21 protein-coding genes are annotated in these 21,946 nt (G+C 57.7%); 13 read left to right on the plus strand and 8 right to left on the minus strand.

Annotated elements, in window-relative coordinates:
- Window positions 1-33: 33 nt before the first annotated feature.
- Complete coding sequence (locus tag NLK58_RS19485) at window positions 34-1,017, minus strand: amidase family protein (RefSeq protein ID WP_227539355.1); 984 nt, start codon at window positions 1,015-1,017, stop codon at window positions 34-36.
- Window positions 1,018-1,145: 128 nt separating this feature from the next.
- Between NLK58_RS19485 and NLK58_RS19490 the strand changes: the two genes are divergently transcribed.
- Window positions 1,146-1,754, plus strand: a complete 609-nt coding sequence (locus NLK58_RS19490) for an isoprenylcysteine carboxylmethyltransferase family protein (RefSeq protein WP_117619956.1) — start codon at window positions 1,146-1,148, stop codon at window positions 1,752-1,754.
- Window positions 1,755-1,781: 27 nt separating this feature from the next.
- Here the strand turns inward: NLK58_RS19490 and djlA are convergent, their stop codons facing one another.
- Window positions 1,782-2,561 carry a co-chaperone DjlA gene (djlA, locus tag NLK58_RS19495; RefSeq protein ID WP_117619957.1) on the minus strand — a complete coding sequence of 260 codons (780 nt, stop codon included), beginning with the start codon at window positions 2,559-2,561 and terminating at the stop codon, window positions 1,782-1,784.
- A 234-nt stretch (window positions 2,562-2,795) separates the two neighbouring features.
- Between djlA and alkB the strand changes: the two genes are divergently transcribed.
- On the plus strand, window positions 2,796-3,446 hold the full coding sequence (alkB, locus tag NLK58_RS19500) for a DNA oxidative demethylase AlkB (RefSeq protein ID WP_341581530.1): 651 nt from the start codon (window positions 2,796-2,798) through the stop codon (window positions 3,444-3,446).
- Window positions 3,447-3,450: 4 nt separating this feature from the next.
- On the opposite strand, the gene NLK58_RS19505 is transcribed toward alkB, so the two are convergent.
- A complete protein-coding gene (locus NLK58_RS19505; RefSeq protein WP_341581531.1) occupies window positions 3,451-4,731 on the minus strand; it encodes an MgtC/SapB family protein in 1,281 nt (426 codons plus the stop codon).
- Window positions 4,732-4,896: 165 nt separating this feature from the next.
- Here NLK58_RS19505 and NLK58_RS19510 point away from each other — a divergent pair, with 165 nt between their 5' ends.
- Window positions 4,897-6,384, plus strand: coding sequence for a SulP family inorganic anion transporter (locus NLK58_RS19510; RefSeq protein WP_341581532.1), 1,488 nt, complete (start codon window positions 4,897-4,899; stop codon window positions 6,382-6,384).
- Between the two features lie 76 nt (window positions 6,385-6,460).
- The gene (locus NLK58_RS19515) at window positions 6,461-7,312 is read left to right on the plus strand and encodes a universal stress protein (RefSeq protein ID WP_227539570.1); all 852 of its coding nucleotides are present in this window, start codon (window positions 6,461-6,463) and stop codon (window positions 7,310-7,312) included.
- A gap of 19 nt (window positions 7,313-7,331) precedes the next feature.
- Here NLK58_RS19515 and NLK58_RS19520 read toward each other — a convergent pair whose 3' ends face one another.
- A complete protein-coding gene (locus NLK58_RS19520; RefSeq protein ID WP_117619962.1) occupies window positions 7,332-8,006 on the minus strand; it encodes a GntR family transcriptional regulator in 675 nt (224 codons plus the stop codon).
- 140 nt (window positions 8,007-8,146) lie between these two features.
- On the opposite strand from NLK58_RS19520, the gene dctP reads away from it, so the two are divergent.
- From dctP to NLK58_RS19550, 6 genes are all read left to right on the plus strand, one after another.
- Window positions 8,147-9,145: a TRAP transporter substrate-binding protein DctP gene (dctP, locus tag NLK58_RS19525; protein ID WP_227539356.1), complete on the plus strand. Its 999-nt coding sequence runs from the start codon at window positions 8,147-8,149 to the stop codon at window positions 9,143-9,145.
- An 86-nt stretch (window positions 9,146-9,231) separates the two neighbouring features.
- Window positions 9,232-9,753 carry a TRAP transporter small permease subunit gene (locus tag NLK58_RS19530; RefSeq protein ID WP_162893777.1) on the plus strand — a complete coding sequence of 174 codons (522 nt, stop codon included), beginning with the start codon at window positions 9,232-9,234 and terminating at the stop codon, window positions 9,751-9,753.
- Between the two features lie 2 nt (window positions 9,754-9,755).
- On the plus strand, window positions 9,756-11,093 hold the full coding sequence (locus NLK58_RS19535) for a TRAP transporter large permease (RefSeq protein ID WP_117619963.1): 1,338 nt from the start codon (window positions 9,756-9,758) through the stop codon (window positions 11,091-11,093).
- 21 nt (window positions 11,094-11,114) lie between these two features.
- Complete coding sequence (locus tag NLK58_RS19540) at window positions 11,115-12,476, plus strand: malonyl-CoA decarboxylase (RefSeq protein WP_117619964.1); 1,362 nt, start codon at window positions 11,115-11,117, stop codon at window positions 12,474-12,476.
- Entirely contained in the window at window positions 12,473-14,002 is a 1,530-nt protein-coding gene (locus NLK58_RS19545; protein WP_341581533.1) for a malonyl-CoA synthase, read from the plus strand. Before NLK58_RS19540 ends, NLK58_RS19545 begins: the two co-directional genes overlap by 4 nt.
- Window positions 14,003-14,027: 25 nt before the next feature.
- Window positions 14,028-14,783, plus strand: coding sequence for an Asp/Glu racemase (locus NLK58_RS19550; RefSeq protein ID WP_341581534.1), 756 nt, complete (start codon window positions 14,028-14,030; stop codon window positions 14,781-14,783).
- Here the strand turns inward: NLK58_RS19550 and NLK58_RS19555 are convergent.
- A complete protein-coding gene (locus tag NLK58_RS19555) occupies window positions 14,774-15,181 on the minus strand; it encodes a GFA family protein (protein ID WP_341581535.1) in 408 nt (135 codons plus the stop codon). The genes NLK58_RS19550 and NLK58_RS19555 overlap by 10 nt on opposite strands.
- 197 nt (window positions 15,182-15,378) lie before the next feature.
- Between NLK58_RS19555 and NLK58_RS19560 the strand changes: the two genes are divergently transcribed.
- Entirely contained in the window at window positions 15,379-16,584 is a 1,206-nt protein-coding gene (locus tag NLK58_RS19560; RefSeq protein WP_341581536.1) for a methyl-accepting chemotaxis protein, read from the plus strand.
- A 354-nt stretch (window positions 16,585-16,938) separates the two neighbouring features.
- The gene (locus tag NLK58_RS19565; RefSeq protein ID WP_341581537.1) at window positions 16,939-17,874 is read left to right on the plus strand and encodes an EAL domain-containing protein; all 936 of its coding nucleotides are present in this window, start codon (window positions 16,939-16,941) and stop codon (window positions 17,872-17,874) included.
- A gap of 118 nt (window positions 17,875-17,992) precedes the next feature.
- On the opposite strand, the gene NLK58_RS19570 is transcribed toward NLK58_RS19565, so the two are convergent.
- From NLK58_RS19570 to NLK58_RS19580, 3 genes are read right to left on the minus strand one after another with little or no spacing between them, the layout of a single operon-like run.
- Window positions 17,993-19,186, minus strand: coding sequence for an NAD(P)/FAD-dependent oxidoreductase (locus tag NLK58_RS19570; protein ID WP_341581538.1), 1,194 nt, complete (start codon window positions 19,184-19,186; stop codon window positions 17,993-17,995).
- A 42-nt stretch (window positions 19,187-19,228) separates the two neighbouring features.
- Window positions 19,229-20,035: a PhzF family phenazine biosynthesis protein gene (locus NLK58_RS19575; protein ID WP_341581539.1), complete on the minus strand. Its 807-nt coding sequence runs from the start codon at window positions 20,033-20,035 to the stop codon at window positions 19,229-19,231.
- Window positions 20,032-20,316, minus strand: a complete 285-nt coding sequence (locus NLK58_RS19580; protein ID WP_341581540.1) for a hypothetical protein — start codon at window positions 20,314-20,316, stop codon at window positions 20,032-20,034. The genes NLK58_RS19575 and NLK58_RS19580 overlap by 4 nt, the downstream gene beginning before the upstream one ends.
- 212 nt (window positions 20,317-20,528) lie before the next feature.
- Between NLK58_RS19580 and NLK58_RS19585 the strand changes: the two genes are divergently transcribed.
- A complete protein-coding gene (locus NLK58_RS19585; RefSeq protein ID WP_341581541.1) occupies window positions 20,529-21,944 on the plus strand; it encodes a PLP-dependent aminotransferase family protein in 1,416 nt (471 codons plus the stop codon).
- The last annotated feature ends 2 nt before the right edge of the window (window positions 21,945-21,946 follow it).

The following is a 21,946-nucleotide window of genomic DNA, read 5'->3' on the forward strand; positions in this document are numbered from 1 at the left end:
AGTGTGAGCACACACTTATTAAGTATGTCCAATTCACGCTGTCCCGGTCAGCGAATCCGCACGTGGCGCCGCGTCATTGGCGTGACCCTGGCGAATCAGATCCCTGAGCAGCGGCCAGGGATGTTCAGCCTCGAGGGTAAAGGCAATGTCCAGCAGGGTGCGCTCGCCACCGTGGCGGCCCATGAACTGAACAGATACCGGCAGTTGATCCGGCGTGCGGCCCATTGGAATCGAGATAGCCGGTGCACCCGTGGCATTGGCCAGGGGGGTGAAGCTGACATACTGTCGCAGGCGCTCAAAAAGGGTATCAAAAGGTACCTCAGGGCTGAGATCGCCGAGCGGCGGTGTTGTATGGCCCAGTACAGGGGTGAGCACGGCATCGAAGCCGGCCATGGCATGGGCGTAGTCATGCCGGGAGCGTTTCAGCCGCCAGAGCGCGGTGGGCAGGCGCCAGAACTGTTTCCTGAACATCGTGTCCAGGCCATTGGTCAGGCCGTCGGTCCTGTGTTTTTCGAAAGCGGGATGAATCAGTTTTTTGCCGTTGGCTTTTACGCCAAAGGCCAGCAGTGCCCAGTACAGGGCGAAGTCGTCCGGAAATGAAGAATGCACTGGAACGGAAACCGGCTCGATCCGATGGCCCAGCTTTTCCAGTTTCCGCGCTGTCTCCTCAACTGTCTGCCGGGTGATGTCGTCGGTTTTGTGGCCGTTGATGGAATCCAGTATCAAGCCAATCTTCAGTGGTCGGCCAGAGGGACCCTCGATTCTGCCGCCCGCTGGCAGTTCCGGGTTCCTGTAGAAGGCCTCGGCCTGTTCCAGGAAATTGGCGGTGTCCCGCACAGAGCGTGTGACTACGCCTGCTGCAACAAGGGCTGCTGAGCCGCCGGAAGAGGCACCGGTCGAGTAGGCCAGATTCCATGGATTGCGGGTGGGTACGTCGTGGGCAGGTTCGGTGGTTGCGTTAAAGCCGAATTCCGGCAGCGTGCTCTTGCCCAGGCAGAGAAACCCCTGGGCCAGCATCTGCCGGGCAAACGGACTGGTATTCCTGGCCCTGTTTACGGGAACGGCAAGAGAGCCATGCCGGGTGGCTTTCCATAACCGTTGTCAGGTAATAAGCTGACAGGTTCAACCCATTGTTAGTGATCCCGATGGAATTTACAGAACCTCTCGTACGTCACTTTCTCGGCATCTTCTTCCTGATGATCGGCCTGCAGTTTGCCAGCCGCAGTCTGGGCCTGTTCCAGCGCATGCGCTTTTCCCACATCAATTATGGAGAGCGGGGAAGTGCGCCCTGGTGGCACCGGCATATCTTCAATGTGTTCCGGGCACTGATTCTTGCGGTTTGCGTGGTGCGGATCTTTGCGGATATCGACGGCTGGCTCGGCGTTTTTGGCTGGCTGTATCATTGGCCGGTGTTGTTGGCCGGAATGTTGTTGTTATTGGCATCGTTCACTGTGGTGAACTACCTGCAGGCTTACATGCATGAGGACTGGCGCTCAGGCATTGATCCCCGGAAGGACCAGCGAAAGCTGCTGACGGACGGGCCCTTTGCCCGCTCACGGAACCCGTTGTTCCTGACAGTGATGGCGGGGCAACTGGGCTTTTTCCTGGCGCTGCCCAGCGTATTCTCGCTGGTATGCCTGGTGGCCGGTGTGCTGGTAATCACCCGCCAGGCCGGTGAGGAAGAAAAGGCGCTGGCGGTCAAATTCGGAGAGGACTACGAGCGTTACCGGGTTCGGGTGCCGCGCTGGTTCTGAGCCGCCGCCTGCGAAAAGCGCCGGGCTTTACGCCGACGTTTTCCGGGCTTCCTTGATAACATCGTAGGCGTGGCTGATCTCCCGGGTGCGTTCTTCTGCCATTTCCCGCATGCTCTCGGGTAAACCCCGGCCGGCCAGTTTATCCGGATGGTTTTCGCTCATCAGTTTGCGGTAGGCTTTCTTGAGCTCCGCGTCACTGGCTGACGATGAAACCCCCAGGACCTTGTAGGCATCACTGATCTGATCGGCGGAAGATGGCTGGCCAGCTCCGGCCCGATTGGTATGGGCACCCCGTAGCATGGCTTCCAGCTGATCCACCTGGCTCTCGGGCAGTCCCAGGCCGCGGGCGATTCGCACCAGCATCTCATGTTCGGCCGGGTGTACCACGCCATCGGCGGCAACAGCTGAGACCTGAACCTGAAGAAACATCTGCAGGAACGCAGGTTGCCGGCCACTAGCCTGGAGGAACCGGTTCAGCTCTGCGTCCAGATCGAAATCCGGCTCCTTGCCCCGGTTGAAGGCGGCTTTGGCCGTGGCTTTCTGCTCTTCGTTCAGGCGGAAGCGTACGAACATGGCTTCCGCCATCTGGATTTCGTCGCGGGATATAATGCCGTCTGCCTTGCAGAGGGCACCCATGACGGCAAAGACGGACTCGACAAAGCCGGATTGGATACTCTGGAGCTTGCCGATCAGACGGCGCTTGAGGTGGTTGAAGAGAAAGGCACCGATTGCCGCACCCACCAGAAAACCCGGAAATTTGCCAAAGGCGTAACCGATCAGACCGCCAACGATGATTGCAAACAGCATTAAATTGTCCTTACCAGGGATGAACCAGCCTATAGAATATACGTGTTTTTCAGTCCGGCTTCATGAACAGGCTTTCATGGGGGCAAGGTTAAAAACAATTTGCGCTGGAAATTTCGATGCGTCGTTGATCCTGCTGAGTGCGATATCGCGCAGGACATTGGGAGATGGTTCTGGGGCTCAGTGTTGATAGAATCTACGCGCGGTCGTTTTCATTTTCAGACGAAGCCAAAAGTTATGACACAGGACCTGTTTGGCGAACTGTCGCCGGAGTTGATCAGGGAGCATCTGATGGAAGGTGCGGTGGTGCTTCGCCAGTTCGCCCTCGCAGACGCTGAATGGCTCCTGAACGACATTCAGCGAGTTACCACTCAGGCACCGTTTCGGCATATGAAAACCCCTGGCGGTCATGCCATGTCGGCCGCTATGAGTTGCTGCGGTGATCAGGGTTGGGTTACCGATACCCGGGGGTACCGCTACCAGTCCGAGGACCCGACTTCAGGCCAGCCCTGGCCGGCGATGCCGGAATCCTTCCGCAATCTTGCCGGGAAGGCCGCAGTCGCAGCTGGTTTCGAGGGCTTTGAGCCGGATGCCTGCCTGATCAACCGTTATGAGCCCGGGGCAAAAATGGGACTGCATCAGGATAAGGATGAGCAGGATTTCAGCCAGCCGATTGTATCGGTATCCCTGGGCTTACCCCAGGTATTTCAGTTTGGCGGGCTGAAACGTAACGAACGTCCTGTCAGGGTTCCGCTTGCCCATGGTGATGTGGTGGTCTGGGGTGGCCCGGCACGGCTGAGATATCACGGAGTATTGACGTTGAAGGCCGGGGATCACCCTCTGACCGGCGTCTGTCGATACAATCTGACGTTCCGCAAAGCCCGGTAACCGGTTACTGCAACCAGGCCACCAGCAATCCGGCGGCCAGGGACAGCACCATCGGTACGCCAACCAGAAGCCCGATCTGGCGATTGCCGATCAACCCCGCCATGGCGGATTTGACCAGGTTGTTGGTTGCCGCCGCAATGACGATACCAATGACGGCCGTGCTCATGGCGAGGCCGTTGTTGGACATGCGGGTCAGGGACAGGGTGATGGCGTCCACATCGGCCACCCCGGACGTTGCTGCAAGGACATAGATGCCCGTGTCGCCCAGCCAACTGCTCAGGAACTCGCCCAGCAGCAGGATGGCGGTCAGCAACATTCCGAATACCAGCGCCGAGGTGAGATCCAGTGGATTCTGGTTGAGGGGCGGCTGGCTGACCTGTAACTGTTTTTCGTTTTTTCGCCAGATAATCAACGCCGGGACGTAGAGCAAGATGGTCATCACGAGAACCGGCCAGATGAGCATCGGCAGCAGGCTCCGGTTGATCACCAGGCAATAAAACAGGATGCGGGGAAACATGGTGCCGCAGGCAATCAGGATTCCCGTTGCGAACTGGGCATTCAACTGAGGGGTTTTGGAGGCCTGACGCGCGAAGTGCAGGGTGAGGGCCGTGGATGAGCTCAGACCGGCGAACAGGCTGGTGAACAGAATGCCCTTTCGGGTGCCGGCCACCCGGATGGCGAAGTAGCCGACAAAGGAAATGGAGGCGATCATCACTACCATCCACCAGATCTCCCGAGGGTTGAGAACCCCGCCAGGGCCCAGCTTTTCATTGGGCAATAGAGGCAGCATCACCACGGAAATGAGCAGCAGCTTGAGCGCCGCATCCAGCTCGTGTTCCTTCAGCTTGTTGACCCAACCGTGAATCTCTTCCTTGTTATCCAGGATGATGGCAGTCACGACGGCTGCGGCGGTGGCAATCACCGGATCCACCGCAACCGCCACCGCGCCGAAGCAGAAGGTCAGCACCATGCCTACCATGCCGGTGATACTGAAATTGCGGATGTGCACAAGCCGTTCGCTGTAGGCCACGATTGCCATGGCCACCACGCTGACCAGCAGCACAGGAAACGCCCATTCGGTTATCTCCTGTGCCAGTACCGCGGAAACGCCACCGAGCAAACCGACCAGCGAAAAGGTGCGAATACCGGCAATCCGCTCGCCGGCTTTCTGCTCCCGGGCATCCCATCCCCGCTCCAGGCCAATAATCGCGCCCAGAAGAAGCGCGACCGCGAGGTTCAGGGTGGTCTGGTTTCCGGCCAGAAACCGGGAAGCAACATCATTCATGGGTGGGTGCAGTCTCCTGTTAATCATTGAATGTCCTGATGATAGCAGCAGAGGCACGCAGTCGTTAGGCGTCTAAGAAGATACCGCAAGCGACCTTACTTTCCTGTAAGGGGGCTGATAAGCTTCGCGGCCTTTGAATTCGTAGCAAACCGGAACCCGGAAATTATGGTGAATTCCTTAAAGGCCAACTGGCTTTCGAATACCCGCGGCGATGTCCTTGCCGGCATTGTGGTTGCCCTGGCGCTGATCCCGGAGGCAATTGCCTTTTCCATCATCGCCGGAGTCGACCCCAAGGTCGGGCTTTACGCGTCCTTCTCCATCGCCGTGATTATTGCGTTCGTGGGCGGACGCCCCGGTATGATCTCGGCAGCCACCGGGGCCATGGCCTTGCTGATGGTCACGCTGGTGAAAGACCATGGCCTTGAATACCTTCTGGCGGCGACGCTGCTGACCGGTATTATCCAGATTGCCGCCGGTTACCTGAAGCTTGGCGGCCTGATGCGGTTTGTCTCACGCTCGGTGGTCACGGGCTTTGTGAACGCACTGGCGATCCTTATTTTCATGGCCCAGTTGCCCGAGCTGACCAATGTGACCTGGCACGTGTACGCCATGACGGCAGCCGGCCTCGGCATCATTTACCTGTTCCCGCTGTTGCCCCGGGTTGGCAGGATCCTGCCTTCACCTCTGGTGTGTATCGTTGTTCTCACGGCTGTGGCGATGTACCTCAACCTGGGTATCCGCACGGTAGGCGACATGGGCGAGCTGCCTGATACCCTGCCGGTTTTCCTGTGGCCGGATGTGCCTCTGAATTTCGAAACCCTGATGATTATCCTGCCTTATTCGGTGGGGCTGGCTGTTGTTGGGCTGCTGGAATCCATGATGACCGCAACCATCGTCGACGATCTGACCGACACCACCAGCGATCGAAACCGTGAGTGCAAGGGCCAGGGTATTGCCAACATCGGCTCCGGCCTGCTCGGCGGCATGGCCGGTTGCGCGATGATCGGGCAGTCCATCATCAACATCAAATCCGGTGGTCGTACGCGCCTGTCGACAATGACCGCCGGCGTGTTCCTGCTGGTAATGGTGCTGGTGCTGGACAAGTGGCTGGTTCAGATCCCCATGGCAGCGCTGGTCGCCGTGATGATCATGGTCTCGATTGGTACCTTTAGCTGGGGCTCTGTCAAGAACCTCAGGGAACACCCGCTGTCAACCAACATCGTCATGGTTGTTACCGTTATCGTGGTGATGGCCACCCATAACCTGGCGTTCGGTGTGCTGGCGGGCGTGCTGCTGGCGGCCCTGTTCTTTGCCAACAAGGTGGGGCACTACATGCTGGTTACCTCAGAGCTGGATGAGGCCACGGATACCCGCACCTACCGGGTAGTGGGCCAGGTGTTCTTCAGTTCCTCGGAAAAATTCATGGAATCCTTTGATTTCAGGGAAGCAGTCGATAACGTGGTCATAGACCTGAGCCGGGCGCATTTCTGGGATATAACCGCGGTAGGCGCGCTGGACAAGGCGGTGATCAAGTTCCGCCGTGAAGGTTCGGAAGTTGAGGTTATCGGGCTGAATGAGGCCAGTGCCACGATTGTCGACCGCTTCGGCGTGCACGACAAACCCGAAGCCGTTGATCAGCTGATGGGGCACTGACATGACACAGACCCGGGAATCCAACAGCGATCACAGCCAGAATAGCAATTACAGGGATCACGAAGGCGAGGTTGAGATGTTACGAGTAGTTGCCTGCATTGACGGCTCCCACGCCGCCCCGGCCGTATGCGATTACGCCGCCTGGGCCAGTAAACACATGGAAAGCCCCATGATGCTCCTGCACGTGCTTGACGAAGAGCGTTATCCGGCCGAGCCGGACCTCGCCGGAAGCATCGGCCTGGGCAGTCGAGAGCAGTTAATGGAGGATTTGGCGGAACTTGACCGCAAGCGCGCGAAACTGGCCCTGGAACACGGGCACCACATGCTGGATGAGGCGGAGAAACGGGTGCGTGACGCGGGCATCACCGACGTTGTGCAGCGCCAGCGCCATGGCGACCTCACCGAGTCCCTGCTGGCACTGGAAAACCAGACCCGCCTGCTGGTCATGGGGTTGCACGGTGAAACCAGTTCGGAGCGCGATACCCACATTGGCAGCCAGTTGGAAACGGTGATCCGCAGCATGCATCGTCCGATTCTCCTGGTGCCGGATGAGTTCACCCGGCCCCGCAGTGCCATGCTGGCCTTTGACGGCAGCGCAACGGCGTTCAAAGGTGTGGAGCTTCTGGCCGGTAGCCCGGTGCTCAAGGGTATGCCCCTGCATCTGGTGATGATTGGCGCGGATACCAGTGACCGCCGCGAGCAGCTCAGGAAGGCGGAGAAAATGCTGGCGGGCCTGGAATCCGGGATCACTCTGGCGATCCGCGCCGGCGATGTTGAACCCGCGTTACACGCCTATCAGGAAGAACACGATATCGACATCCTGGTCATGGGGGCCTACGGCCACTCCCGTATCCGGCAGTTCCTGGTGGGCAGCACAACCACCACCATGCTCAAGACCGCCAGAAAACCGCTGGTGGTCCTTCGTTAGTTCCCGGGAGTGGGTCTTCTCAGGCGGTTGTCCGGGAAGACTCCCCGAACCGCTTGACCTGCGAAACAAAGTCGCTGAAACGGGTTCCCTGAATCAGCACATGCTCTTTCAGGGCTCGCTCGGCCTCCTGCTCCTTTCCATTTTTGATCGCTTCGAAAATTTCCCGATGCTCGGCAATGGAGTTGGAAACCCGGTTACGTGCCTGTAATTGAAGGCGGCGATAGGGCTTCAGTCTCTGTTTAAGCTGTCTTGCTTCAGTCGCCAGGAAGTGGTTGTGGCTGGCCGTGTAAATGCAGTTGTGGAACTCTTCATTTTCGTAGTAATAATCGTCCGGGTCAGCCATGACATCGGGATCCTCGCAGCGCTGCAACGCTGCCCGCAGGGACTCAAGCTCGGATGACTGAATTCTTCTGGCTGCCAGTCTGCCGCACATTCCCTCCAGTTCCGCCATTACCTCGAACATCTCAATCAACTGATCAAAGCCTACCCTGGCGACGAAGGTGCCTTTTTTGGGTTTCACGATGACCAGGCCACTTACGACAAGCTGCTGGACCGCCTCACGAATAGGGGTTCTCGAGACGCCGTACTGCGTGGCGAGGGCATCGTGGTCAAGCTTTTCGCCGGGTAACAGTCGACCGTTGATGATGTCTTCCTCGAGCGCGTCTTTCAGTTTCTGGGTATTCGAGCGTTTCATTTTTATCCCTGCTCGGGGTGAAAACAGGATTGATCATACTTTGGTCAATTGGTGTTGACAGAAGTATATATCAAGCCTAATGATATATACATCAGAATGCTCTGATTGATATTACAACAACAATTTCTGGAGAGAAAACGATGAAGATGCCCTTCGCTAAACTGGCCATGGCGGCCTCCCTGTCGGTATTTTTTTCTGGTATTGCCCTGGCTGATACCGTTTTGCGTGTTTCCCACCAGTTCCCGGGCGGTAAAGGAGACGTCAGGGACGAAATGGTCCAACTGATGGCCCGTGAAGTGGCCGCGGCCGACGTTGGTCTGGAGCTTCAGGTGTATCCGGGCCAGTCCCTGTTTAAGGCCAAGGAGCAGTGGGGAGCCCTGGTTCGAGGCCGGGTCGACATGACTTCCCTGCCGCTGGACTATGCCAGTGGCCGTCATCCCGAGTTCTCCGCCACGCTGATGCCCGGCCTGGTTCGCAGCCACGAGCGTGCCCGGCGCCTGAACGATTCCGAATTCATGGACATGATCAAAAAAGTGATCAACGATGCGGGCGCCCGGGTGCTTGCGGATGCCTGGCTGGCGGGTGGCTTTGCCTCCAACAAGCAATGCATCACGTCGCCGGATACGGTGCAGGGCCAGACACTCCGTGCCGCCGGCCCGGCCTTTGATGAAATGCTGGCGACGGCCGGCGCGTCCATTGCCTCCATGCCGTCGTCCGAGATCTATACCGCCATGCAGACCGGCGTGCTTGACGGCGCCAACACTTCTTCGGGCTCTTTTGTCTCCTACCGTATCTACGAGCAGGTTACCTGCCTGACCGCGCCGGGAGAGAACGCGCTCTGGTTCATGTATGAGCCGGTGCTGATCTCCGAGCGCAGCTGGAACAGCCTGAACGCGGAGCAACAGGCGGCACTGACCGCGGCCGGCCAGAATGCGGAAGAGTATTTCGCCAAAGAAGCCGCTGGTCTTGACCAGAAGATGGTCGATGTGTTCTCCGAAAACGGCGTTGAAGTGGTCAAGATGACGCCGGAAAACTATCAGGCTTGGCTGGATATTGCCAAGAAGAGTTCCTACAAAACCTTCGCGGAGAACGTTCCGAACGGACAGGCACTGATTGACGCTGCGCTGGCGGTCGAGTAGCACCTTCGGTACCGAGTTCTCTGGCTAGCTACCCCGCCCTGGCTTCCGGCCGGCGGGGTAAGCACAACTTTTCCGGGGTTTGAGCTATGTCCCAATCTTCCAGTTATCGGCGAGCCTCGGAGCGAGGTGTGTTTGGCGGCTATATTCGCGGCATGGATGCGGTGTCAGTGGCTGCCGCCATTGTAGCGGGTGTCCTGCTCGCCCTTGGCGTGCTGTCTGTCGTTCATATGGTGTTTGTCCGTTACGTGATGGGTGAGAGCACCGTCTGGCAAACGGAGTTCACCACCTTTGCGATCACGGCCTCCATGCTGCTGGGCACCCCCTACGTGCTGAAAACCGGCGGCCACGTGGCAGTGACGGTGTTACCCGATGCTCTGCGGGGCTTCCCCAGGCGCCTGATGCGTTTGTCGGCCTCCCTGGTTGGCCTGGCCTTCTGCCTGGCCCTGACTTACGGCTCCTGGTACTACTTCTACGAAGCTTATGCGTTTGACTGGACCACGGGTACAGTCTGGAATCCGCCGTTGTGGCCGGCCATCCTGCCGGTGGCACTGGGTGCCTCCCTGCTGTCGCTGCAATATCTGGCTGAAATTCTTCGAGCGGAGCTGTAGCTATGGATCCGGTAACGAGCGGTATTCTTGTCGTTGTGGTTTTGCTGGTACTGATGGCTATTGGTACTCCGATCGCCTTTGCCCTCGGCGCCGTTTCACTGGGAGCCCTGATCCTTGATCGTGGCGTCGGAGAGCTGATCTATTTTGGTGAAACCTTTTTTGGCAGTGTGGCGTCTTTCGGCTTCGTTGCCATCCCCATGTTTATCCTGATGGGCGCTGCGGTGGCCTCCTCGCCAACCGGGCGTGATCTGTATCGATCCCTCGATCTGTGGATGGGTAGGCTGCCGGGCGGCCTGGCCATTTCCAACATTGCCGCCTGTTCGATTTTTGCGGCGCTGTCTGGTTCGTCACCGGCGACCAGTGCCGCCATCGGCAAGCTCGGTATCCCCGAGATGCGCAAGCGGGGCTATCCGGATGGGGTCGCCGCCGGCTGTATCGCGGCCGGTGGCACCCTGGGCATTCTGATTCCGCCTTCCGTCACCATGATTGTCTATGGCATCTCCACCGAAACCTCCATTGGCCGCCTGTTCATTGCCGGCGCGATTCCGGGGCTGATGCTGGCGGTGCTGTTCATGGTCTGGACACTGATCGCCTGCAAGCTTGCGGGCGGTTACAACAGTCCGAATCCGGTGGCCGAGGCGGCGGCTCAGGTCAAGGAGAACGTCGAAGGCAACATCAAGGCACTGGTGCGCGTGCTGCCGTTCCTGTTGGTGGTCATGGGTATCCTGTTTGCGCTCTACGGCGGGGTGGCGACACCCTCCGAAGCAGCTGGGGTCGGCGCCTTCCTGTGTCTGGTACTGGCGATTGTGGTGTACCGCATGTGGCAGGTCAAACCGGTGGGCATCATCATGCGTGACGCCTTGCGTGAGAGCGTGATGATCATGCTGATCATTGCCACCGCCGAAATCTTTGCCTTTGCGCTTTCCTCGCTCTTCATTACCCAGACCGTGGCCGGAGCCATTGCCGATCTCGAGGTGAATCGCTGGGTACTGATGGGCGTGATTAACCTCTTTCTGCTTGTGGCTGGTTTCTTCCTGCCGCCGGTTGCGGTCATCGTGATGGCGGCGCCGATCCTTCTGCCGATCATTGTGGCGGCGGATTTCGACCCCTACTGGTTTGCGGTCATTCTGACCATTAACCTGGAAATCGGCCTGATCACGCCGCCGGTCGGTCTCAATCTTTTCATCATAAAAGGCATTGCTCCAGACATAGCGCTCCGGGACATCCTGCTGGGAAGCCTGCCCTATGCCCTGTGCATGATTCTGGGCATCGTGCTGCTGAGTTTCTTCCCGCAGATTGCCCTGTGGCTGCCGGATCTGATTATGGGCGCGGGCTCCTGACGTAAGATAAGGGTTATCACTATGAACATGAGTTTTTTGCAAGAGCTGTTCAGCGGCATTACCCGGCGTGACGCGCTGCAGCGCAGATTCGGCACCAGGAAGACCAATTACGACCACACGGATCTGGAGGCAGCCTGTCATGAGTTGCTGTACAGTGACGGCGAGGCGGCCAGCATTGTTATGGCCAGTCGCGCACTGGATATATATCAGTCCCTGGGTGACGACGATAAGCGCGCGTTCTTCCGGGCGCTGGGCAGTAACTTCGCAGCTGATCCGGACAAGATCGATGAAGCCTACCGGATTTATAGGGGCGACCGGTCCAACAAGCACCTGGCGGGGCTGTTCGAAGTCTGTGAGCCACTGCGCCAGGAATTGTTCCGGCGGCTCAACCTGGCCCAGGGCGCAACCTATGAGCTGGTGAAAATGCGCCAGGATTTCCTGGCGCTGATGAAAGGCCACAAGGATTTCGAGCCGATCAACGCTGATTTTGAGCACCTCTTCGGCTCCTGGTTCAACCGGGGCTTTTTGATGCTGCGCCGCATTGACTGGGCTACGCCGGCGTCCATCCTGGAGAAGATCATACGTTATGAGGCGGTACACAAGATTCAGGGCTGGGACGACCTGCGTCGCCGGCTGGATAACCGGGACCGACGCTGCTTTGCCTTCTTTCACCCGGCCATTGGTGATGAGCCACTGATTTTTGTGGAGGTGGCCCTGACCAAGGGGATTCCCGACAAGATCCAGCCCATCCTGGCGCACGACCGTTACGATATTGACGCTCCTGAGCTGGCCGATTCCGCCGCTTTCTTTGGTATCAGCAACTGTCAGGTCGGGCTCCGGGGCATTTCCTTCGGTAATTTTCTGATCAAACAGGTGGTTCAGGAGCTTAAGCAGGAACTGCCCAATCTGAAGAACTTTGTGACCCTGTCGCCGTTACCCATGTTCCGCAACTGGCTGGAGCAGATCTCTCACCCGGATTCCGGCCAGCTGACACCGGAGGCGCGGAGTGTGCTCGGCCACCTGGATAATCCGGAGTGGGCCAGGCATCCGGAACTGGCGGAGCGCCTGAACGAGGTCATCCGGCCGCTGGCGGCCCGCTACCTCTTGAAGGAAAAGAGCGGTGACAACCTGCCGCTGAATCCGGTGGCACGTTTTCACCTGGGCAATGGCGCCGAACTGCACCGCATTAACTGGCTGGGCGATGTCTCGGAAAACGGAATGAAACAGTCGGCCGGCCTGATGGTTAACTACCTGTATGTCCTCGAAAACATCGAGCGCAACCACGAAAAATTCACCACCAATGGTGAGATCGTCTGTTCCCCTAGCGTGCGCGAACTGAGCAAGCTGGGCCGGAAACTGCTCCAGGGAGAACCCGAGAAATGAACCACAACCTATTCGATACCTTTGCCACCAGGATGCAGGCCCGGGGCACGGCGAATTTTATCACCACGCCCGAAGGCAGTACCTATTCGTACGCCGATGCGCTGGCTAAGACGGAGCGCATTGCCGGTGCTCTGAAACACCTCGGTGTTAAACCGGGCGACCGGGTTGCCGTGCAGGTTGATAAGAGCCCCGAGGCGATTCTGTTATACCTCGCCACCCTGCGTATGGGAGGAGTGTATCTGCCACTCAACACCGGTTACACCGCCGACGAAATCGGCTATTTCCTTGGTGATGCGGAGCCCGCGCTTTTTGTGTGTCAGCCGGCAGCGCTCGAGGCGGCAGAGGCTATTGCCGCGCAGACTCAATGCCCCTGTGTCCAGACCCTGGGTACCAACGCGGATGGCTCACTGATGGAGGTGGTGTCAGAAGCGGAAGCCTTCACGGGTATCGAGCCGCAGAGTGAGGACGACCTGGCAGCGATTCTTTATACCTCGGGCACGACCGGCCGCTCCAAGGGCGCGATGCTGACCCATAAAAACCTGGGTTCGAACTGTAAGAGCCTGGCCGAGGCCTGGCGTTTCACCGAAAAAGACCGCCTGATCCACGCCTTACCCATTTTCCATACCCACGGTTTATTCGTTGCCTGCAACGTGATTCTGATTACCGGGGCCAGCCTGTATTTCATGCCCAGGTTCGATGTGGACACGATCATCGCTGCCATGCCGGAAGGCACATCGCTCATGGGGGTGCCGACCTTCTACACCAGACTGCTTCAGGATGACCGCCTGACGCCGGAACTGACGGCAAACATGCGGTTGTTCACCTCAGGGTCAGCCCCGCTCACCGCGGAAACCCATCAGCAGTTCAAGCAACGGACCGGGCATGCCATTCTCGAACGCTACGGCATGACCGAAACCAACATGAACACCTCCAATCCCTATGACGGTGACCGCATTGCCGGCACTGTGGGTATGCCGCTGCCGGGTGTTGAAATCCGTATTACCAACCCGGAAACCAAGGACCATACGCCGCTGCCCCAGGGTGAGATCGGCATGCTGGAAGTGCGTGGCCCGAACGTATTCAAAGGCTACTGGCGCATGCCGGAGAAGACCAGGGCCGAGTTGCTTGAGGATGGATTCTTTATTACCGGCGACCTGGCCCTGATCGACGAACGTGGCTATGTGCAGATTGTCGGGCGTGACAAGGATCTGGTGATATCCGGCGGCTTCAACGTTTACCCGAAAGAAGTCGAGCAGGTGATCGATGCCATGCCGGAGGTGATGGAGTCGGCTGTTATCGGTGTGCCGCACCCGGATTTCGGCGAGGGCGTAACGGCGGTTGTGGTTCTGCTGCCGGGGCAGAAGCTGGAAGAGGCGGACGTCATCAGGGCGCTGGCTGGCCATCTGGCCAAATTCAAACAGCCCAAGCGTGTCTTCTTTGTCGATGCCTTGCCCCGAAACACCATGGGTAAGGTTCAGAAGAAGCAGCTCCGGGATCAATACAAAGACATCTATCAGGACGCTTGACAGGCCTGGCGCTGGAGAAGCACTCATGACCAGAAGTTTTCGTATCGGCCAGATCGTACCCAGTTCCAACACCACCATGGAGACCGAGATACCGGCAATGCTGCGGGCCCGTGAGGCCGTGGAACCGGAGCGCTTTACCTTTCACTCCAGCCGTATGCGTATGAAAAAGGTAACCAGGGAAGAGCTGGCAGCCATGGATGATGAGTCGGACCGCTGCGCGCTTGAGCTGTCCGATGCCGCCGTGGACGTGATGGGTTACGCCTGCCTGGTTGCCATCATGAGCCGCGGGGCAGGGTACCACCGTGAATCCCAGACGCGTTTGCACGGAGTCACTGCGAAAAACGGTCACCCGACGCCGATTGTCAGCAGTGCCGGTGCTCTCACCGAAGGCCTGGCTATTCTCGGGGCCAGGCGTGTTGCGATCATCACGCCCTATATGAAACCCCTGACCCGGATGGTCATTGACTACATCGAGGCGGAGGGCATTCAGGTGGTGGACAGCATTGCCCTGGAAATTCCAGACAACCTGGAAGTCGGTCGGCGCGATCCGCTGGCGCTGACGGACATCGTGAAGCACCTCGACATCAGCAAGGCCGATGCCGTTGTTCTTTCCGCGTGCGTACAGATGCCTTCGCTGGCCTCGATTCAGCAGGTTGAGGATTCACTGGGGTTACCGGTGGTGTCCGCAGCCACCTGCACCACCTATCAGATCCTGAAGGAGCTGAAACTCAAACCCCTGGTGCCTGACGCCGGCAGGCTTCTGAACGGCAGCTACACCTGACCACGGACCCCGGGGAACCGGGGCAGGTCATCCGTGATCTGCCACCAGTCAGCCTTGGAGTCGGTGAACGCGTGCGATGACAGTGTCGTCGCCAGGGGGCCGTCAAGGAGTCCGGCGCGCACACGCAGGTTATCGGGAAGGCCGGCTCTCCGGCTGAAAACCGGGGAACCACACCGGCGACAGAAGACCCGCTCCTTGCCTGGTGAAGACTCGTAACTTGAAAGACTGTCCTCTCCGGTGAGCAGGCGGAACTGACTGGCCGCGACCGGAATATTAGTGGCGAACGCCGTACCCTGGGCCCTGCGGCACTGACTGCAATGGCAGATTTCGATAGAGGCCAGCTCGCCATCAATCTCGAATGTGATCTCGCCGCAAAGGCAATGTCCTGTTGTCTTCATAGCTCTCCCTCAGTTCAGTCAGACTTGTTCGGCCCATGCCAGATGGCTCCCGATTCAGTATTTGTATCAGCTAACCGGGCATAGGTATCAAGGTATTTGTGGCGGTGTGGGTGCTGATCCGGTGGACCCACTGATGATTTCCCTAAAACGGTCTGATCAACGGTACAACCAAAACAGAAAAGGAACGTATACATGCAGTGCTGGCTGGTATCGACGGGCCCTCTGAAATCGTCAAGTCCATTGAGGAGCAACTGCTTGCCGTCGCAACCCGCACGATTGGCCTGACAGAGGACCTGAAAAAACTCGAGCAAACACAGATGCAAGAGCGATACGACCTCACGGTTGCGGAAATTATTATAGTGACAGTGATTGCCCTTCTCTCGACCCTCATCCTTGCGTGGATACTGACAAAGTCAATTACGGCGCCAATCAACGAAGTGGTCAAAATAGCCAACAAGGTTGCCTCAGGCGACCTCACTGTGGATGTCCGAAGCCAGCGCGGTGATGAATTTGGCCAGCTGCTCGCTGCGTTTGGAGCCATGATAACCAATCTCAGAGAGCTGATTCGCGAAATTGATACCGGGGCCTCCAGCATCGCCTCATCATCGGAACAGCTGGCTACCGTAATGAATCAGACCAGTAAGGGCGTAGCGGAACAACAGTCACAGACCGATCAGGTCGCCACCGCCATGAATGAGATGGTCGCAACCGTCAATGATGTTGCCAAAAGCGCCGAGGCCGCCTTTGAGGGGGCCAACGACGCCAGTGAGAAATCCGGCAATGGTGAGATGGCGGTCAGGGAAACCCTGGAGTTTGTCGCGGATCTGAACAAACAAAGCGCCAATGTGATGGAACTGCTCAACGGCCTGCAAATGGAAACCAACAACATTGGCACAGTGCTGGACGTGATCAAGTCGGTTGCCGAACAGACCAACCTGCTGGCACTCAACGCCGCCATAGAAGCGGCCCGGGCCGGAGAACAGGGGCGGGGATTTGCCGTGGTGGCTGACGAAGTGCGGTCATTGGCTCAGCGAACCCAGAGCTCTGCAACCGAGATAGAAACCCTGGTCAGCAATCTGGTTAACAGTGCTGAAACATCGGTTGCCAGCATGGAGACCGGCACAAAGCTTGCGGAGCAGACGCTAGAACGGGCGCAATTCGCCGGTACGGCGATTCAGGAAATGGCGAATGGAGTTGAACAAATCCGCCAGTACAACAGCCAGATTGCGACCGCTGCTGAAGAACAAAGCGTTGTGGCGGAGGATATCAATCAGAATATCACGCTGATCCGCGATGTATGTGATCAGTCTGCCGCGTCCACCGAACAGGTCTCCGCTGCGAGTGAAGAGCTGGCGCGCCTTGCTGAAGGGCTCAGCACACAAGTGGCCCGTTTCAAGGTTTGATGGATGGAGCGAGTCATCGAGAAGGGACGGATCACATAGCCTGCCTCTTTCCGCAGAGACAGTGTTGTCGACAGTGCAAAACAGCTTTGAGATAGCACGACCAGTTGCACACACCGTCCATGCTCAAGAGTCGAAAGGACGGTTGCTCGTTGGCGAACGATTTATTGAGTTATGATGTAAAACAACTAAAAAAGTTTGGCTGTCACTTTTACGGCCAGAAAAACCAGAGTTGTGATCAGGAGCCTGATAGGTATTCAGCATCGGTTCGTACCTATTCTCACTGGTCCTGAATTGTCTGCTGTGAAGGCGAGACTGCAAACAAGCTGAAGGCGTCTAGCGAAAGAGGTTCTACCTATGTCGGTTGGCGAAGTTTTATCAGGGCACGATTACTTTGACGAGGAGTTCGGCGTTTCAGTATCCAAGCTTTTGGGTATGTTACGGCGTAGCTTTGCCATGGACATGGCATTCATCGGAAAATTTGAGAATGGGTCTCGGACCATGGTGTTTGTTGAATCCGATAACAACATTAGCGCTCGCTCACAAAGTTTCTGTTTTTCCCATCCTGAAAGTCAGACCTATTGCCGAAAAATTGCAGATGGCGAGTTACCATCAATAATTCCTGATACACAGTCGAATGAGATAACACGTCTTATGAAGGTAACGGACGAGTTGTCAATCGGTGCCTACCTGGGCGTGCCCATTTACCTTTCAGATGGTGAGATATACGGAACTCTGTGTTGTATTAAGTACTCTAGTGATCCGTCGTTGGAAACTCGCGACCCCTCATTGTTGACGTTTGTTGCCGATGTGATTGCGGATCGGGTCGAGTTTCATCGGAATATTCAAGAACATGATAATCAGATTCGCGACCGAATAGAGCGGCTGAGCTTAAGTAATGAGTTGACTATGCATTTTCAGCCGATTTGGTCTGTCACTGACTCTGCGATTTGTGGGTATGAGGCATTGGCCCGATTCAATACCGAGCCCTACCGCTCGCCGGATGTTTGGTTCAAGGAAGCCAGTCAGGTTGGTTTGGGGGATTTTTTGGAGTCATTGGCAATTACTCGGGCATTAAGTCAATTGCCTAAGATTCCTGAGTTCTGCTTTTTAAGTATAAATGCATCCCCGGATGCTATTTTATCTGGAGCTGTTGGGGAACTCTTGAATCGCCAAGATGCCCATAGGGTAATATTGGAAGTTACGACAAAGGCGGAGTTCGATGTGCTCAAGGAGCTTAAAATAGATAAGGTACAAGGCTACTTTATTGGCAAACCCGCAGAATTGGCTTGATCGCTGAATTACTCATAAATGTCGTCGGGCAGTGGCTCATCCGACTTCCGTACAGGGAGTTGAGCTACCTCCCAAACTAATTGCGATTCTCTTAATTTGAATTATTCCCGGCCAGGGTTCAGGCATCGTTCCCCGCCGCAACACCGGACGCCCAGGCCCACTGGAAATTGTGGCCGCCCAGATGCCCGGTGACATCCACGACCTCACCAATAAAATACAGGTTTGGCCGCTCCAGAACCGCCATGGTTTTGGAGGAAAGCTGGCGGGTGTCCACACCTCCGAGAGTGACTTCCGCGGTCCGGTAGCCTTCGGTGCCGGCGGGTTTGATGGACCACCGATTCAGAATATCCGCTACCTGTTCGATATCGCCGTTCTTGTAACCCTGCAAGGGGCCGGTCCAGCCCTGCAATTCGTTGAAGGCCTGGGCAAACCGTTTGGGCAGGTGCTGGGCCAGGTAGTGGCCAACCGTGGCTTGTGGCCGGGTTTTGCGCAGGTTGAACAGATCGTCACTAATCTGGCAGGCCGGCAGAAGGTTAATGGCCAGGCTGTCGCCGGGCTCCCAGAAACTGGAGATCTGCAGCATCGCCGGGCCGCTGAGCCCGCGATGGGTGACCAGCATGGGTTCCCGGAAGTGCTGGCCCTGGCAATAGACATCCACGGGGCAGCTGACGCCGGACAGAGGCGCAAGCTGCTCCTTGAGTTTCGGGTGCAAGGTAAACGGCACAAGGCCGGCGCGGGTGGGCAGGATATCAAGACCGAACTGCTCTGCCACCTGGTAACCAAAAGCGGTGGCGCCCATGGTGGGGATCGACAAACCGCCTGTGGCGATTACCAGGGATTCGCAGGTCAGATCACCGGAACCGATACGCAGGCGGTAGCCCGAGTTGGTTTCTCTGATGCGTTCGACGGCTGTCTTCATTCTCACTTCCGCACCCGCCCACTCACACTCGGTCAGCAGCAGGTTGAGAATGTCCTTTGCACTGTCCTTGCAGAAGAGCTGTCCGGGAGCCTTCTCCTCGTGCTCAATGCCATGGCGGTCCACCAGTTCCAGAAAATCCTGGGGGGTATAGCGCTTGAGCGCGGAAATGCAGTAGTGAGGGTTGTCCGACAGGAAGTTGGCGGGCGTGCTGTTCAGGTTGGTGAAGTTGCAGCGCCCGCCGCCGGACATCAGGATTTTCTTGCCCGGTTTGTTGGCATGATCCAGCACCAGAACGCGGCGGCCCCGGTATCCGGCGGTTGCCGCGCACATCAGGCCCGCTGCTCCGGCACCGATGATGATTACGTCGTACTGTGAGGTGGAACCTGCCGCCATACTGCCCGCCAATCGAAGGAAAGGGCGGGCAGTATACCAGTCTCAAGGCAGGTGGACGGAGCCTTCCAAATAGAAGGCCGCCTGGCCGGCGATGTCTACGCGGTCGCCTTTCAGCTCGCAGCGCAGCACACCGCCCCGGGCTGAAACCTGACGGGCCTCGAGCCGATTCTTTCCGAGTTTTTCAGCCCAGTAGGGCACCAGCACGCTGTGGATGGAGCCTGTGACCGGGTCTTCATCAATGCCTGCTCCGGGGGCAAAGTAACGGCTGACGAAATCGCAGTCTGTGCCTGGCGCGGTGATAATCAGCCCCTGATTGCCCAGCTGTTTCAGTTTCCGGATATCCGGTTGGGCAGCCTGAACGGCGGTTTCATCGTCCAGAACCACCATGTAATTGGTGTCGTTCGGAACATAAAACGCGGTTTCCGGTGCGCTTTCCAGAGCTTCCCGAATCAATGCCGGCGCTGGCTGTTTCTCGAAGGCCAGATTCGGAAAATCCAGTACCAGCCAGCCATCATCCGCCTGCCGGACGGAGAGCGGGCCGCTTTTGGAGTGAAAGCGTATTCGCTCATCATCCCAGCCAAATTTGTTGAAAATAACCCAGGCACTGGCCAGGGTGGCGTGGCCACACAGTGGCACCTCTGTGCCTGGAGTAAACCAGCGGATATGGAAATCGGCATCCTCGTCGTCCGGAAGCGGCACGAAAAAGGCCGTTTCCGAGAGGTTGTTCTCCATGGCAAGCGAGAGCATGACATTGTCCGGCAGCCATTGCTCCAGGGGCATGACCGCGGCCGGGTTGCCACCGAAAATCCTGCTGGTAAAAGCATCAACCTGGTAGAGGGGCTGTGTCATGGTCTGTTCTCCTTGAAAGATCGTTTAGCGTAGTGGTGCGCCCGGTGTCTGGCAAACAGCTCCAGTTCCAGGGCACTGTAAAAATGAAGTTCCGGCAGAGGGGCCAGGTGCGTGAGCACCCAATGGTCCGGGCTCTGTTGAGAGATCGAAAACCCGAGGTCGTCAAGCCATTGCCGTGTTACCTCCATGCCCTTCAAGAGAGGCGCGGCGCAGGCCTGCAAACCGAACAGGTCCTTGGCAGTTGCTGAGGGTGGGGACAGGTGTGTGTTGGCGATGCCCATGTGAAACTCCTTCTTCTGTGTTTTCTCCGTTTATTGTCGACTCCCGCTGACAGTCATTACAGATTCAGATAATCTCATTTTGAACCGGTACAGAATGTGGTTTTTGGAATCTGTGCCGGTCAGATTCGACTGTATCTGTACTGCATGGAGAAGCGCGGTGTCTGGTGCAATAGAGTGGTGACTCCGGAGGTACCAGTGACGAGGGACGGGCAATGGGCATTCTTTACAATCAGGTGGCGGATCAGCTCCAGGAGTTGATCCGGGACGGTGTCTACCGCGACGGTGATCGATTACCGGGCGTGCGAATGCTGAGCCGGCAGTTCGGCGTCAGTATTTCGACCATTCTGCAAGCGCACCAGACTCTGGAAGCACGGGGCTTTCTGCAGGCCCGGGAACGCAGTGGCTACTTCGTAAGGCTGCCGACCGTGGATGCACCTGAGCCGGTGATGCGCCGGCATCGCAGTCGTCCGGTGCCGGTCAGCGCCCGGGAAATGACCCTGGACCTGTGCGCCGACGAGCAGAAGCGCATGGTGCCTCTGGCTACGGCGATTCCTCATCCGGATTACCTCCCGCTCCGGCAGATCCAGCACAGTACACTCTGGGCTGCACGCCGGGGCCTGGAAACCCTGGACTACGCCTTTCCCGGAAAAGAATCGTTTCGGCGGCAGATCGCCCAGCGGATGGCGACCCTCGGGGTACCGGTAACCCCGGATGATGTGCTCGCCACCAACGGTGCCCAGGAGGCCATCATCCTGGCGCTTCGTGCCGTGACCCAGCCCGGTGACATTGTGGCGGTGGAATCGCCGTCCTTCCCCGGCATTCTTCAGGCCCTGGAAGTGGTCGGTCTGAAGGTTATTGAAATTCCCACCCATCCTTCCGAGGGCTTGAGCCTTGAAGGTTTGCAGCTCGCCCTGGAACAGTGGCCCCTGAAAGCCTGTGTTGTGGTGACCAATCACAGCAATCCCATGGGCGCGCGAATGTCCGACGAGCGCAAGAAGCAGCTGGTGTCCATGCTGGCGGCTGCTGCTGTGCCTCTGATTGAGGACGATATTTATGGGGATCTGCACCACTCCGGGGACCGGCCGCGACCGGCGAAGGCCTTTGATCGGGCCGATAACGTGATTTACTGCTGCTCCTTTTCGAAGACCATCTCTCCGGGCCTGCGGCTGGGCTGGATGGTGCCGGGGCGGCATATGGCGAGCGCCCGGCAGCACAAGTATTTCGTCAACCTCGCGACCTCTTCGATTCCCCAGATGGCGGTGGCGCATTTTCTGGAGCAGGGCGGTTACGATCGCTATCTGCGCTCAGCGCGTCAGCACTATCGCGAGTCCACCGAGCGAATGCGTACAGCCGTGGCCCGGGCATTTCCGGAAGGTACCGCTGTGAGTCGACCCCAGGGCGGGTTTGTACTCTGGGTGCAGTTGCCGGACGGCGTTTCCGGCACGGAGGTTTACCACAGGGCCAGGGCGGAGGATATCAACGTGGCGCCGGGGCTGATGTTCTCCACCGCCGACAAATACGAAAATTGCCTGAGGCTGAACAGCGCTAACCCCTGGAGTGAACGTATAGAGCAGGCCGTGGCCAGACTGGGAGTGTTGGCTCACGATGTTCAGGCTGCGGCGGGTTAGGG

It is taken from the genome of Marinobacter metalliresistant, assembly GCF_038098645.1.
GTDB classification, from domain to species: domain Bacteria; phylum Pseudomonadota; class Gammaproteobacteria; order Pseudomonadales; family Oleiphilaceae; genus Marinobacter; species Marinobacter metalliresistant.